8 protein-coding genes and 3 pseudogenes are annotated in these 15066 nt (G+C 54.7%); 8 read left to right on the top strand and 3 right to left on the bottom strand.

Annotated features, from left to right (window positions below; translation table 11 throughout):
• Positions 1-10: 10 nt before the first annotated feature.
• The 5 genes from J1C49_RS16910 (at position 11) to J1C49_RS16890 (ending at position 8426) form a co-directional block, all read left to right on the top strand.
• A complete protein-coding gene (locus tag J1C49_RS16910; RefSeq protein WP_227447022.1) occupies positions 11-1015 on the top strand; it encodes an ABC transporter ATP-binding protein in 1005 nt (334 codons plus the stop codon).
• The gene (locus J1C49_RS16905) at positions 1012-1785 is read left to right on the top strand and encodes an L-iditol 2-dehydrogenase (protein WP_227447021.1); all 774 of its coding nucleotides are present in this window, start codon (positions 1012-1014) and stop codon (positions 1783-1785) included. The genes J1C49_RS16910 and J1C49_RS16905 overlap by 4 nt, the downstream gene beginning before the upstream one ends.
• The gene (locus J1C49_RS16900; RefSeq protein WP_227447020.1) at positions 1785-3269 is read left to right on the top strand and encodes a mannitol dehydrogenase family protein; all 1485 of its coding nucleotides are present in this window, start codon (positions 1785-1787) and stop codon (positions 3267-3269) included. Before J1C49_RS16905 ends, J1C49_RS16900 begins: the two co-directional genes overlap by 1 nt.
• 460 nt (positions 3270-3729) lie before the next feature.
• The gene (locus J1C49_RS16895; RefSeq protein ID WP_227447019.1) at positions 3730-5415 is read left to right on the top strand and encodes a BCCT family transporter; all 1686 of its coding nucleotides are present in this window, start codon (positions 3730-3732) and stop codon (positions 5413-5415) included.
• 803 nt (positions 5416-6218) lie between these two features.
• Positions 6219-8426 carry an NADP-dependent isocitrate dehydrogenase gene (locus J1C49_RS16890; protein ID WP_227447018.1) on the top strand — a complete coding sequence of 736 codons (2208 nt, stop codon included), beginning with the start codon at positions 6219-6221 and terminating at the stop codon, positions 8424-8426.
• A 178-nt stretch (positions 8427-8604) separates the two neighbouring features.
• Here the strand turns inward: J1C49_RS16890 and J1C49_RS16885 are convergent, their stop codons facing one another.
• Both J1C49_RS16885 and J1C49_RS16880 read right to left on the bottom strand, forming a co-directional pair.
• The gene (locus J1C49_RS16885) at positions 8605-9276 is read right to left on the bottom strand and encodes a flagellar hook capping FlgD N-terminal domain-containing protein (protein ID WP_227447017.1); all 672 of its coding nucleotides are present in this window, start codon (positions 9274-9276) and stop codon (positions 8605-8607) included.
• Between the two features lie 8 nt (positions 9277-9284).
• Positions 9285-12590, bottom strand: coding sequence for a flagellar hook-length control protein FliK (locus J1C49_RS16880; RefSeq protein WP_227447016.1), 3306 nt, complete (start codon positions 12588-12590; stop codon positions 9285-9287).
• Between the two features lie 105 nt (positions 12591-12695).
• Here J1C49_RS16880 and J1C49_RS16875 point away from each other — a divergent pair, with 105 nt between their 5' ends.
• The 3 genes and pseudogenes from J1C49_RS16875 to J1C49_RS16865 all read left to right on the top strand — a co-directional run.
• The gene (locus tag J1C49_RS16875; RefSeq protein WP_227447015.1) at positions 12696-12968 is read left to right on the top strand and encodes a hypothetical protein; all 273 of its coding nucleotides are present in this window, start codon (positions 12696-12698) and stop codon (positions 12966-12968) included.
• Between the two features lie 568 nt (positions 12969-13536).
• Positions 13537-13731 (top strand): annotated as a pseudogene (locus J1C49_RS21980) (IS3 family transposase); the annotation flags it as partial.
• Between the two features lie 59 nt (positions 13732-13790).
• Positions 13791-14619 (top strand): annotated as a pseudogene (locus J1C49_RS16865) (transposase); the annotation flags it as partial.
• Between the two features lie 200 nt (positions 14620-14819).
• Here J1C49_RS16865 and J1C49_RS16860 read toward each other — a convergent pair.
• Positions 14820-15066 (bottom strand): annotated as a pseudogene (locus tag J1C49_RS16860) (IS110 family transposase); the annotation flags it as partial.

Genomic DNA, 15066 nt, shown 5'->3' with positions numbered 1-15066 from the left:
AATTCGACCAATGGGACGTATCCAACTCAAAAAAGTGACCAAGCGCTTCGGCGATGTAGAGGTCATCCCGCCACTGGATCTGACGATTGAAGATGGCGAGTTCACGGTCTTCGTAGGCCCTTCGGGCTGCGGAAAATCCACGCTGCTTCGACTGATTGCCGGCCTGGAAGACACCAGCGATGGGCTTATCGAGATCGATGATGCCGATGCCACGGCCTTGCCACCGTCAAAGCGTGGTCTGGCGATGGTTTTCCAGTCCTATGCTCTTTATCCGCATATGACCGTGCGCAAGAACATCGCCTTCCCGATGAAGATGGCGGGCATGGATCAGGCAGAGCAGGACCGGCGCATCGAGGCGGCCGCAAAGGCTCTTAACCTGACCGACTATCTCGATCGGCGCCCGGGCCAGCTTTCCGGTGGTCAGCGCCAGCGGGTTGCCATCGGGCGGGCCATTGTGCGGGAGCCTGCGGCCTTCCTCTTCGACGAGCCGTTGTCGAACCTCGACGCCGCCCTGCGGGTCGGCATGCGCATGGAGATCTCCGAGCTGCACAAGAAGCTCGATACAACGATGATCTATGTGACGCACGATCAGGTCGAGGCGATGACCATGGCCGACAAGATCGTCGTGCTTCAGGCCGGCGTGATCGAACAGGTCGGCAGCCCTCTGGAGCTTTACCGGACCCCGCGCAACAAGTTCGTGGCCGGTTTCATCGGCTCGCCGAAAATGAACTTCGTCGAGGGGCCGGAAGCGGCCAAGCACGGCGCGCACACCATCGGTGTCCGCCCTGAGCATATCGACGTTGTCGAAAGCGGTGGCGAGTGGCACGGCACGGTTGGTGTGGCCGAACATCTTGGCTCGGACACGTTCTTCCATATCCACAATACCGGATTGGCAGAAACGCTCACGGTGCGGGCCATTGGTGACGTGAAGCTCAACCACGGTGATACGATCCACCTCTCGCCACGTCTTGAGGAGATGCACAAGTTCGGCGCTGACGGGCTGCGCATCGGATGACACGGTTGTCCGGAAAGACCGCTCTGATCACGGGCGCAGCCCGGGGGATCGGATTGGCCTTTGCGGAGGCCTATCTGGCGGAGGGCGCGCGTGTGGCGATTGGCGATATCGATATCGACCGCGCGCACGCCGCCGCCGAGCGGCTCGGACCGGATGCCATGGCCGTTGAGATGAACGTTACGGACCAGGCGAGCATCGACACAGCAGTCAGTGCCACCGCCGACGCTTTCGGACAGATCGATATCCTGGTCAATAACGCTGCGATCTTTACCGCGGCTCCGATCACAGAGATCACGCGCGCAGACTATGCGCGCGTGTTCGACATAAACGTGGCTGGCTGCCTTTTCACGCTTCAAGCCGTGGCTCGACATATGATTGAACGCGGCATCAAGGGGCGGATCATCAATATGGCCAGTCAGGCAGGGCGCCGCGGCGAACCTCTGGTGGCGGTCTACTGTGCCTCCAAGGCGGCCGTGATATCGTTGACTCAATCCGCAGGTCTCAACCTGATCAAGCACGGGATCAACGTGAACGCGATCGCACCCGGTGTGGTCGATGGCGAACACTGGGACGGAGTCGACGCTTTCTTTGCCAAATACGAAGGCAAGGCACCGGGCCAGAAGAAAGCCGAAGTCGGCGCGGCGGTGCCGTTCGGACGCATGGGAACTGCGCGTGATTTAACGGGTATGGCCGTTTTTCTGGCCTCCGATGATGCAGATTACATTGTCGCCCAGACATACAATGTCGATGGCGGGAACTGGATGAGTTGATGAACCCAATGACACAGACACAACCGATCATATCATTGTCGAACGCGACACTCGGCGACCTGCCGGAAACGGTTTTGCGTCCGACCTACGATCGCGCCGCGCTGAAACCCGGGATCGTTCATATCGGTCTGGGCAACTTCCATCGCGCGCACCAGGCGTGGTACCTGCATCGCCTGATGCAGCAGGGACTTGCGCATGACTGGGCCATCATCGGTGCGGGCGTTCGCGCGGGTGACGCGATGATGCGCGACCGTCTGCTTGCGCAGGATTGCCTGACGACCCTGATCGAGCTGGACCCGAAGGGCATGTCCGTCGAGGTTGCCGGCGCGATGATCGACTTCTTGCCGGTGGAGCCGGACAATGCGGCGTTGATTGCCTGCATCTCCGACCCGACCATTCGCATCGTGTCGCTGACGGTGACCGAGGGCGGCTATTTCATCGATCCCGCCAATGGGGGCCTCGATTTGAACCATCCCGATATTCAACATGATATCGCCAATCCGCAGACACCCTGCACAGCTTTTGGCGCGATTGTTGCCGGGTTGCGGGCGCGTCGCGCGGCAGGGCATCTCCCGTTCACCGTGCAAAGCTGTGACAATCTTCAAGGCAACGGCGCGATCACGCGTCTGGCGGTTGTGACCCTCGCTGAGCGTCAGGATCCCGAGCTTGCGCGCTGGATTTCCGAAGAAGGGGCGTTCCCGAATTCGATGGTGGATTGCATCGTGCCCGCCACGGGACCGCAGGAACTCAGCCTGGCGCGCAGCCTCGGTATTGAGGACACCGCTCCGGTGACGCATGAAAACTATCGTCAATGGGTGATCGAGGACGATTTCTGCGCAGGGCGGCCCGAGTGGGATCGCATCGGCGCGACGTTTACCAATGACGTGCATAGCTATGAAGCGATGAAGATCCGCATGCTGAATGCCGGTCATCAGTTGCTTGCAAATGCCGGTGAGCTGCTCTCCCTGACCACCATTGCAGAATGCATGTCCGACCCGGATGTCTCGGCGTTCTTTGACCGTGTCCAGCGCGAGGAAATTGCGCCACAGGTCGCCGCGGTGCCGGGAACGGATCCGCTGGACTACGTCAGCCTGATCTCCGGACGGTTTGCCAATCCCGAGATTCACGATACCACCCGCCGGGTCGCGTTTGACGGATTGTCACGGCATGCGGGTTTCCTGCACCCGACGATCAAGGATGCCCTGGCGGCGGGTCAGTCCGTAAACGGCCTCGCGCTTGCAGAGGCGCTCTGGGCGCGTATGTGTGCGGGGCACCGGGAGGACGGATCGGTCATCGAGCCGAACGACCCGGATTGGACAACGCTGCAGATCCGTGCGCTGGCCGCCAAGGACACGCCAGAGACCTGGCTCGAAGCATATGGTGATTTTGCCGCGGATGCCGTTTTCCGCGAGGCCTTCTCCGATGCTCTGACACGGGTCTGGTCCGAGGGCACGAGGGCCACGATCCAGGCCTATCTCGCCTGAGTGACTGTCGAAGTCTCCCGGTGACCGAAGTCCGCGTCAGTCTGTCCGGCGCCGGCCATCGAGTATATCATTTTCTGCGCGTCGGGGGAGTTGCTCTCTCGGCGCGTCTTTGATTTTGAAAAGCCATCCTCCGCTCGCATGAACGCTGCTGCAATGCCGCTCCCCGCCTTTGCTCGGCGTGGCGTGCGGATTTGGTCAGATCACGGGTCCCACGATGTCATGCGGTCACAGCGGGAATGGCGGGGGCCAACGCGACAGGCGCGTTGCCGCCATGGATTGCAGAATGATCGGGTGTTGCGGTCCGCCCCGTCGTGTGGCGGGCCATTCAATCTTGGTAAACGGTAGACTCGATGCGGGCTGACAGGTAGCGTCGCTGGGTAAGGACGAATGTAAACTCAAGCATAACGCAGAAACTGCGATCACCGCGTTGCACGCTGGTGATTGAGTAGGGAGGTCCACGATGCCAATAAAACCACCAATTACCGATCTCGACATACCCACGGCCGATAGCGGCTTTTACAAGGGGTTCACCAAGATCGTCGCTGTTTCCGGCAAGTTGATCGTCGGTGCGCTGATCATCTGGGCTGTGGCATTCCCGGATCAGGCGGCCGCGGTGCTGTCTAGCCTGAACTCGGCGATCCTCGCCACGTTCAACTTCTGGTATGTCTACGTCATGGCGTTTTTCGTTCTGCTGTGTCTCGCTCTGGCACTGTGGCCCGCGGCGGGGCGGCTCAAGATGGGGCTTGATGACGATACGCCGGAGTTTTCGAACTTCTCATGGTTTTCCATGATGTTCGGCGCCGGGATCGGGATCGGGATGCTGACCTTTGCCACGGCGGAACCGATGTATCACTGGGCCGCGAACCCCGCGACCATTCAGGGGATCACGGAAGGGTCGACGGCCGGAAATGTGCGTGACGCCTATATCTGGTCGTTCACGCATTGGGGCCTCGCCGCATGGGCGTCCTACGCAATCGTGGGCCTGTCGCTTGGGTATTATGCCTATCGACGCAACCTGCCGCTGACCATCCGTTCGGCGCTGGTGCCGATCTTCGGACGGTCCATGGAAGGCACGCTTGGCCATGTCGTCGATGTGGTCGCGGTTGTGGCCACAGTGCTCGGCGTGTCTCAGACGCTGGGTTTTGGTGTGGAGCAGTTCGTGTCCGGCCTCGCCCGGATAGGCGTGGGGGACTGGATACAGACCACGGCAGAGGATGGCTCTGTCAGCGCGTCAACCATGGGGATCATCGTTGCGCTTCTTGTGATCATGGGCGCGTCCACGCTGTCTGCCCTTTCAGGCGTTGGCAAGGGCATCAAGTGGCTCTCAAACCTGAACATGGGCCTGAGCTTCTTCGTGTTGATCTTCTTCCTCATCTTCGGATCGACCTTCTTCGGCCTGCAGGCGCTCGTGATCGGGATCTTCGATTACCTGATCTCGATCCCCGGTAACTTCCTCACCGTCTGGAGGGCCGACGGCGAAGAGGGATCAGTCGCCACGCAGCTTGCCGGCTGGCAAGGTGGATGGACGATTTTCTATTGGGCGTGGTGGATCGCGTTTGCGCCCTTTGTCGGCGTATTCCTTGCGCGGATTTCCAAGGGTCGCACGGTTCGGGAATATGTGCTGGGCGCGATGATCGTGCCATCGTTGATGTGCTTCATCTGGTTCGCGATTGTTGGCGGCACGGCCATCGATCTTGAGCTTTCGGGTGAAGCCGCGGGCGCGATTTCCGGCGCAGGACAATCGGATCAGCTCTTTGCGATGCTGGCCGTGATCCTGAGTGAAAACCTCGCCTGGATCATGTCTGTGATCGTCGTGGTGCTTTTGCTGACTTATCTCGTGACATCCGCGGACTCGGCAGTTCTCATCATCAACACGATCAATGCTGCCGGGGATGAGGGCCCGAAGGCACGGCCTCATATCTTGTTCTGGGGCGCCGCGCTTGCGTTTGTCGTGGGCGGTCTGATTGTGGCGGGCGGCCTTGGTGCGATCCAGACAGCAATGGTGATCGGCGCGTTGCCGTTTTCGCTGGTCATGGTTCTGATGGGGCTCGCGCTGATCAAGGCAATCTACAATGACGGGCGCCGGGAGAAAGTCGGGATTGCCACCACGCACCCCCCTGAAGCGGTCTCGACACCGGCCGAGTGATCGGCGAACCGGCGGCTTGTTCCGCGCTTGCAAGAGTGATTGCGCCCCGGTCAACTGGTCGGGGCGTTTTCCTGTGTTCCGGGGGCTTCTGGGCTTTCCTGTGTTCCAGGCGGTCCATGGCCGCCCGGCGCACGAATAGCGGCTCTGAAAGCCCCTGTGTCGCGGCCATCCCATGAAGGCGGTCCTCATGCTCGGCGGCTCGCCGCAGAACAATCAGGCTGCCCTTGGCGCATGGCATAGGCCATCTGTTCCGCGATCGATCAATGTCGCCAATGGATCTGGTCGGGGACGGGGATTACGGCTGCCTGTGTTAAGGATGTATGCCGGTCGGAAGGCCGTTCGCAGGCGTGAGCGAGAGGATCGGCACGGAACCGGGGTCAGGTGCTGTCGAAACTGACCGGGGACGCGCGTCCACGCGGTGCAAGGAAAAACGGGCGCAATCTTGAGAGGCGTTCTAATGAAGATCACGCTTTCAATCTGCTATCAGTCTGGAAACAGGCGAAAGCCCGCAGACCCTGCGGGCCGCGCTTTGCTCTTGTTGAGAGGGCGCAGAGCACAGGCGTTCATGCCCGAAGGGCGGCGCGCAACCCGTGCCGTGCGGAACGTCTTGGTAACTGACACGATACGGACGGGACGCGTGATTCTTTCGGGCGCTTGGTGCGACGGTGCCGGGGGCATCATGTCATTCAGCTTCAAAAAACCTTCATGCGCGACACTATGACGAACGGTATACCGATGTATGCCATAGACGCGCGCCCGCATTTGGCCTAAGGGAGTGCCAAACGCAAGAAAGGGTCTTCGACATGTCCGACAGCCAAACCCCAGACATCATCTACACCAAGGTCGACGAAGCGCCGGAGTTGGCGTCGGCGTCCTTGCTTCCCGTGATCAGCAGCTTTGCTGCCGCAGCCGATGTGAAGATCGGCACAAAGGATATTTCGCTCGCGGGCCGTATCGTCGCGGCGTTTCCGGAATGGCTGAGCGCCGATCAACGCCAGCCCGATGACCTCGCCGAGTTGGGAGCCCTGGTCAAGACTCCCGAAGCAAACGTCATCAAGCTGCCGAACATATCGGCCTCCGTGCCGCAGCTTGTCGGTGCCATCAAGGAACTGCAATCGCAGGGCTATGCGCTGCCGGATTATCCCGAAGACCCGCAGTCTGACGAGGAAAAAAGCGTGCGCGCGCGCTACGATGCCATCAAGGGCTCGGCCGTGAACCCCGTCTTGCGCGAAGGCAACTCGGATCGCCGTGCCGCGGTCGCGGTCAAGAAATTCGCACAAGCCAACCCGCATCGCATGGGTGATTGGAGCGCGGACAGCAAGACCCGTGTTGCGTCAATGGAGAGCGGCGATTTTCGGTCGAATGAGACGTCTGTGACGCTGGAGAACGAGGCGACGGTTCGGATCGTGCTGACCGGAGCCGATGGTGTTGAGCATGTCCTCAAGGATGGATTGGAATTCCCGGCGGGCACCGTTGTGGATGCCACGTTCATGTCCGTCAAGGCCTTGAACCAGTTCCTCGCGCGCGAAATCGAAACAATCAAGGCCGACGGCACGCTCTTCTCGCTGCATCTGAAGGCGACGATGATGAAGGTCTCTGACCCGATCATCTTTGGTCACGCGGTCAAAGCGTGGCTGGCCCCTGTTTTTGAGAAGCATGGGCCGGCGATGGAAGCGCTGGGTGTGAATCCGAACTCCGGCCTTGGCGATCTCCTTGAACAAGTCAAAGGCAACCCGGAGATCCTTGCCGATATCGAGGCCGTTACGGCAGAGCGACCGCCGATGTACATGGTCAATTCTGATAAGGGCATCACCAACCTGCACGTGCCGTCCGATGTCATCATCGATGCGTCCATGCCGGCTCTGATCCGTGCTGGCGGCAAGGGCTGGGGGCCAGATGGCGCGGAGCATGACACCACCTGTGTGATCCCGGACAATTCCTATGCGCCGATCTATGACGAGACGATTTCCTATTTCAAGGAAACGGGAAAACTCGACCCGTCCACAGCTGGAACGGTGCAGAATATTGGTCTCATGGCGCAAAAGGCCGAGGAATATGGTTCACATCCGACCACATTCGAGGTTCCCGTGGACGGTGTTGTGCGCATGGAACTGGCGGATGGGACGATCATTCACCAGCACAAGGTTGAACAGGGCGATATCTGGCGCTCCGCTTCGACGCGGCGTGCGCCGATCGAAGACTGGGTCGCGCTTGCGATAGACCGTCAGCGCGCGGAAGGGTGCGAGGCAATCTTTTGGCTGGATGAAACCCGTGCACATGACGCGCAGCTGATCGCTTATGTGAAGCCCATCCTCGAAGCGCAGGGTGTCGCGGAAAAGTTTGAGATTCTGGCGCCGCGCGAAGCAACCCGGCGGTCGCTCGAGACCATCAGAAAGGGAGAGAATTCTATCGCTATCACGGGTAATGTTCTGCGTGATTACCTGACCGACCTTTTCCCAATTCTCGAACTGGCCACATCTGCCAAAATGCTCTCAATCGTGAAGTTGATGCAGGGGGGCGGGTTGTTTGAAACCGGCGCTGGTGGGTCGGCTCCAAAACATGTGCAGCAATTGGTTCAAGAAAACCACTTGCGTTGGGACAGCCTCGGTGAATTCTGTGCATTGGGAGAAAGCTTGAAGTTTCTCGCTGATGCGCGCGGAAACGCCCGCGCCCGGATACTCGGAGAGGCGGTCGATACGGCGACCCAGGGTATTCTTGACAACGGCCGTTCGCCTTCGCGCAAGGTCGGCGAACCCGACAACCGCGATAGCCACTACTGGTTTGCGCGTTATTGGGCCGAAGCTCTTAGCCAGCAATCCGAGGATGTGGAACTCGCGAAGCATTTTGCGGCAATCGCCACAGCCTTGACCGAGCGGGAAGCAGAGATCTTGTCGGAGTTGGCTGCAGTGCAGGGCCAGCCTGCGGATCTTGGCGGATACTATCACACCGACGCGAAGAAAACCGCCGATGTGATGCGTCCCTCACCAACGCTGAACGCGATCATCGGCTGATAAGCGCCAAGTTGCTTGATAAATCGATCACCGCTTTATTGATAAGCGGTGATCGAATGCGTAAGGATACTTGCCGCAAGCGCATTCCATGAAACAGCCTGACGCGATCTCTCAATGCTTGTTTAGACTGACCCTGCAGCAACTTCGCTGGACATTTTGAGAAGCCCATCAAGTCTGATCATGAAGGAGAGCGTAGGCCCGTAATCAGCGAGGACGGACGTTCTGTGCCATCGGCAAAACGGACAAGCACTTCTCCATTCACGCTGCGAACTTCCTCGATACGGCTGAATACCTTCGCGACGGTCGTATCCAGTAACTCCCCGTCACGATAGCTCTCGACTTCGAAGCGATAGTTGTCCGCTGGATGTTTACCCCCTGACTCATCAACACCGTCCCATGTGACGAAGTCCGTATCGGGCTCCAGTATGGCTCGTTCAACGACATCGCCTGCGCTGTTTCTGACCACCAATACGCTTGTATCGGCGTCTTGCACCACATCCGGATAAACAGACACTGGCGAAGACCGATCGAACTGCGCCGGAGCACGGACCAATCCCTCAAGGCCAATCCATGATCCTGCCTGCTGAAGGGCGGTACCGCCAAGAGCGACGCCCAAGTCCTTGAGGAGATCGTTTGTAAGGACTTGTTGCTCAACAGACGAAAAAGTCGCTAGTTGTGTGGCATAATCCGTCGAGTCAATTGGATTGAGGGGGTCTTGGTTCTCTACTTGAACTGTTAGCATTCGAATAAATGTATCAAAATCGGAGCTTAAAGCCTGATCGTTGCCAACTTGCGATTCAGACAAACGGTTCGCGACGCTTGATGATGGTGTAGAAATTTGCTCTATCATATCTGCTCCTATATGCGGATGTCTATTTTGCCACTGTGACGAGCTTGACCAGGTCGAGAGACTGTTTCCAATGTGTTTGCCTCAGCTTCCAGTATATTAGGCGCGACATCAGTTTTGGTTCTTGGCGACTCTCTTTGGTCTCCAAAAGAAAACCCCGTCAGGTTTTCGCCTAGGTCCGCCAAATTCTGGGACAATACATCGATATTTCGCCTCAGCAGCTCTAGCGTTTCCGGCTTCTCTGCGAAAACATGAACCTGAATGCCTGCTTCTCCTTGATGGAACTGTAGCCGAACCACGCCAAGTTCTTCTGGAGAAAGTTTAACTTCGACATTCTTGTAGGAAGACGTCTTAATGGCTTCAACTATTTGCGCAGGAATTGGAGTATTGGAATTTTTGACAAGCTGGTTTTGATGCACTTGGGCCATATTGTCTACACGTAGTGATGCGGTTCGGTTTTCTAGTCGTTCAGGGGGAAGATTGGCCTCTGTCGGTTGAGCCTCGCTGGCATTGAGCGGCGATGGCGGATGATGTCCGATATCGCTTTCTAACACAGGCATGGCCTTAGATTGGATAAGGCCAGTTACTGGTTTCGATGGCTGTTGTACTTTTGTACTACCAAGTCGTGGTTCTCGAGTTGTTTGATCAAGGTTTTCTTTCGTTTGTCTGTCACGTGATCTTGGAGGTACTTGTGATTTAAGCGGATCGACTAATATCTGCTTTGCGTCACGCGCGTTCTGATCGAAAGACCTGGATGGTTCCCGGTGTACCTCATCAAGCGCATAGGCTACCTTCCTGTCCACTTGCTTGTAGGTGTCCGGGGCAACGTTGATTTTGTGATTGTGAGGCGGTGCAACTTGTCCATCTAGATGCGATTGATGGTTTCTAGGAGGATAGTATTTGAGCGAAGGATTATCTTTATTTTGGGGGGCGTCCGAATATTGCTGTTTGTCTATAGAGGTATTGAGCGGATCAGATTTTTGTGATGGCTCGATAAAATTTGGAGAAAGCTTTTGGTCAGCAGTCGCATTATTGCCTTGGACGATACCCGGCTTTTCCGGGTGTATCGATTCAATGTGCGCTAAGCTTTTAGCTAATGCGAACTTCGTTGTAGGGGTATTTATTTCACTAAGCGTTATGGGGCCGCTGTCGACTAGGGTTTGTGGTCTATTAAGGCTATTTGGAATTGAAGCCTCCTCTTTGGATTTTATAGTTTGATCAATTTTGTTTTCATTTGGCGGTACTTGTGCAATCGTAAGATTGTCTGGGAAACTTCTCTCCGCGACATTCGCGAACTTTGCGGCTATTGAAAAATGAAAGCTAGCATTATCGATGTTGCGTGCGGTGCTGCCGCCAAGGACGCGCTCTGAGCCTCCCTTGAAGATACTGGAGTTATGATCTTTGCTATCGGGTAGTGTAGTAATCCGTTGATCTGGAGGGCTATCCGTGACGCTTTGTGGCGCCTCAAATACAGTAGCGGCCAGCTCTTTGGTCAGAATTCGAGGTGTTTGGTAGTCTGCGTTTTTGGGCAAACTTTCGCCATGACTTGTCAAGGCGTCATCGCGTTTGTTGAATGCTGTAGACTTGAAGCTAGAGCTTGGTTTGGTCGCTGGTAACTTTAGTTCGGTGACGCTCACAGGAATGGTCGGGTTTTTATTTTTTTCTACAGTATTGGATCTAGTGTCATCTTGTGCTTCAATTTCGATTTGGTAGTGGGTTGTAGGGCCACTTCTATAGTAATGATGAGATTTATTTCTGAACGACAAAGGGTCATGCTCTTTAATTATCTTCTCGCTAGTGGATTTGCGTTCGGCAAGCCCTTTCTTTGAATTGGCAAGGCGATAGTCGAAAGTATTGTGTTCGTTGTGTGGTGGCTCATTTTCTGTGTTGCTATTCGACTTGGATGGAATGGCAACAAATATTTCTTGATCGTAGCGCTCAAGGTATGTATGGCCTCTATTTTTGGACATATTCGGGGAGATTTCGGCGAAATAGTCTTTTGAGGAATTATTATTAAAAATTCTTTCTGCAAATGACTTTTGCGGCTGTTGAGGTGAGTTGACACGCTCAATTTGCGATTTTTTAGCTTCCGTGTCGTGGATTATGCTTGCTTTTATGGAGGCACTCAAATTTTCTGTGTTGTTGATTTGGATGGGGCGCGCAATTACGGATTTATTCGTTGTATGCTCTGTATTTGAGGTATTGCTATTTTTTAATGGAGAAATTCTTATCTTTGATGTAGCAGCTTGATTTACCTCGATATTTCTGGAGCTTAGGTCAGCGTTCTGAGAGTTGGGGGGTGTAATAGTCTCTACTTCTAAATCTGCTACATTGCTATGCGTATTCGTTAATTTGAAAGGCGCATTATCCTGAGTACTGCTGGTGGGTCTTAGACTGTTCGCAGTGGGCGTATTTCGTGGGTTTCTGTCCGTTTTTAGATCATATTCTGGGATATCAGGAAAATTGCGTGGGTACTCCACATCTTTAATAAAATGAGAATTTTCTGTATATTCTTGGATGGGTAGTCTCTCATGTTGTGTTTTTGGATCCATAGTTCGAGAGTAGCGAATTATTGAATTTTTAGAATGCTCACTATAATTGAGCTTACTGAGGATATCTTCGTTAATGCGAGGCAGGGTATCGACTGCAAAGTGTTGAGCTTGCATTACAGACTTTGACTGGGGAACGTCTCGTGCGCGAGTCCCCGCTATAGAATCTGTGGTTCCGACCATTTTATGATCAGTATGTGCAGGGTTTACTTCTCCAATGATAGTGGTTTGGGGTAAAGTAAGTGCCTGTGATATATGAGTCGGTTGCTGATTCTTTAGCTTTGGGATTTCAATATATTCTGAAAAATGATATTCTAAAAAATGATCGCTTTGGGTATTTTGAAGGCGAAAGGCAATCTGGGCGGTGTCAAGGGTTTCCTGTGTGATGTCAAGTGATGGGCCCTGTAGATTAGGTGTATGGACATGTTGGAGTCTGGCCGATTCGCCACTAAAGGAATATTGGTGATCGTCGAGGATTGTAGAGAGATTTTCGATTTGAGATAATGCATCTTGAAGCTGGCTCCCAATGAGTCTGTTTGGGTCGTCAAGGGGGAAATTTTTATCATTTGATATCGTAACGTCATTCGTAACGATCATAGTCTCCTCAAGGGTTTGAGATTCTACGCCATCAGCCTCGTGATTAAAGCTATTCTCAAATGCTTGTTCATTTTCGCCTTCTTTACGCGGCGAGAAATCCAATTGATTTGTCTCTGTTCGTTTTTGATTTTGAGGCGGTGGGATTGTGTGTACATGGTTTAATAGGTTCATTTGCATACCTGCTACAAAATTTTGTCAATGCTACTGTGTTTTCGTTACGAAATCTTTACCGTACAGTGCTTTCTTGACCTCAGAGTGACTAGTCTAGGAGGTGAGATGACTGATCTTCGTGTGAGTTTGGTAGCCCCGCAATTTCGTGATACGAGAGATGAACTTAAAAAGGCGCATGACTTGGAGGTTGTGTTGGTTGAGGAGCTATTAAAGGCGTCCTGGCCCAGCTTTGATGAAGGTGGTGAAAAATTCGGATCATTCGGCACTGAATTTGATTATTTGATGAGGCGGGAATATGCGGAATTGATTGTTGAATCTAAGTCTATTGGTTTGCAGTCTGAATTTATTGAATTATTACGTTCATCTGGAGTGGAGTAAGTGAGTGCTTATGACTTAAAAGGCGTTCTTGAAGAGATTCGATTGCTTCTGCTGTCTGGGGACATGAGGGGACTTCAACAGTCGCAAATGGATCTTGGTGTGATGGTGGCCTCTGTCCCACTGTCCGCTGCGGAATGTTCCGAGCTCATTGAGGTTAGGGAAATTTTGGAAGAGTGTTTGTGCCTTTATTCGAATATTCAGCGCTCTATTTCTTTAGAGGTTGCAAATAGGCAGTTGCGAAAATTCGGCCGTAATAGAGTTGCTTTTTATTAAGTCGCTTAAGCCGGGACGCATGGCCAGCAGATAATGACTGCGGCAGAGGTGATGGTGGAGAGAAAGGCCTTGGGGCAGCGGTCGTGGGGGGGCTTGCACCGCCAATCTTTCAATCTGCCGGATGTTAGCCAGATCTAATTGCGTCGGTTATGGCGAGGCTTGTGGTTTTCAGGGGTTTCTTGCGCTGTCTCCGTCAAGGGATGTAGGCGCGTAGCCCCTTGTTGTTCGGAGCTTCTCGAAACCAAACGGCATCGTATCCGCGATCTCAGAGCAACCTATCGGCATTCGGCAGGCTGGCCGCATGGAAGTGTCGGATGCCCGGTGATTGAGGACGCTGGAAGCCGAGAACGCCAAGCTGGAGAAGATGCTGGCGGAGCAGATGATAGACGAGGCCAAGCTAAAAGCGATGCTTGGAAAAACTTCTGAAGCCCAGTTTGAGGAGGAATTTGTGAGCTGGGCGATGAAGACAAAGGGCGACTATCAAAGACGTCGCTCTATACCCTGAAACTGTGTCGTTTGAAGCTGGAGTATTTCGCTTGGTTTCCCTGGCTGGCAGAGGAGCGGAGTCGCAAGAAAGCACCGAAGTTCACGGAGGTGCAGAAGGCGTTCTCCCTGAAGCAAGGCGGGCAAGGCACGCTGCTCGCGGAGTTCTGTCGCAAGGCGGGGATCAGCCAGGTGACGTATTTCAACAGGAAGAAGCAGTATGTTGGTATGCTGCCAGATGAGATGTGTCGTTTGAAGGCGCTCGAGGATGAGAACACCCGACTGAAGAAGATGGTGGCGGACGTGACGCTGAATCATAAATACTTCAGGACGTCATTCGGCGAAAGCTCTGAAGCCTGGCCTTTTGCGCGAGATCGTTACCGAGACTTGCGTCGTTTGGGGCGTGTCGATCCGGAAGGGCTGTGTCGCCATCTGCTTCGACATGTCCACCTACCACTTCAAGTCCCGGTGGACGGGCCAGGCTGCTGTCGAACGACGGATCAAAGAGATCGCTGAGACCCGTGTGCGCTATGGCTACCGGAACGTCCACGTGCTGCTGAGATGCGAGGGCTGGATGATCAACATGAAGAAGACGCGCAGGATCTATAACGAGTTGGATCTTCAGCTTTGCAACAAGCATCCGAAACGGCGGGTGAAGGCAAAGCTGCGCGAAGACCGTCAGGAAGCGGTCGGGCCAAACGATATCTGGGCGATGGGCTTTGTTCACGATGAGCTCTCGCTTGGTAAGAAGCTCCGAACCCTGACGGTTGTTGATACGCACTCGCGCCTTTGTCCGGCGGCTGATCCGCGGTTCCGCTATCGTGGTGAAGACGGCGTGCAGACGCTCGAACGGGTCTGTGGACGGATCGGATACCCAAGGACGATCAGGGTCGACAACGTCCTATGCGCGGAATGATTGGCTGATTTGGCATCAGGTCATTGTCGTGCTGAAGCGTCCCAGCATGTTTGAATGTGTGTCAGTTCGGCATTTTGGTCAACAACATGTCTCTCTCATAACAAACACAGAGTACGCTTTTGCGGCTCTCACCGTCCTGAAGACGAGATCTTCGGGTCGTTGAGCAGAAGGCCTGAACATTATCTACGAGGTCGATGCTCGCCTCTACGGCCCTTACAGAGAAAGGTCCTTCGGCTGTCGATCATCCCTCAAAGAAGGGACGATAAGGTTCACCGCTTTTGATGATCCCGTGCACGGTGCGGGCCATCTTTGCGGCGATTGCGGTATACGGCTTTCGGCGTAAATGGGTGTTTTGCCGATCTTTGGCGATGTAACGCTCGAACTTGTCTCGGAAGCTGTTGGTGCGCTGCATGATGGCGACCTGTC

Origin of the sequence: Cognatishimia sp. F0-27 (genome assembly GCF_020667845.1) — a bacterium.
GTDB lineage: Bacteria > Pseudomonadota > Alphaproteobacteria > Rhodobacterales > Rhodobacteraceae > JAFMPQ01.
Note: the sequence above shows the minus strand (reverse complement) of the source record. Positions and strands in the feature narration are given on the sequence as shown.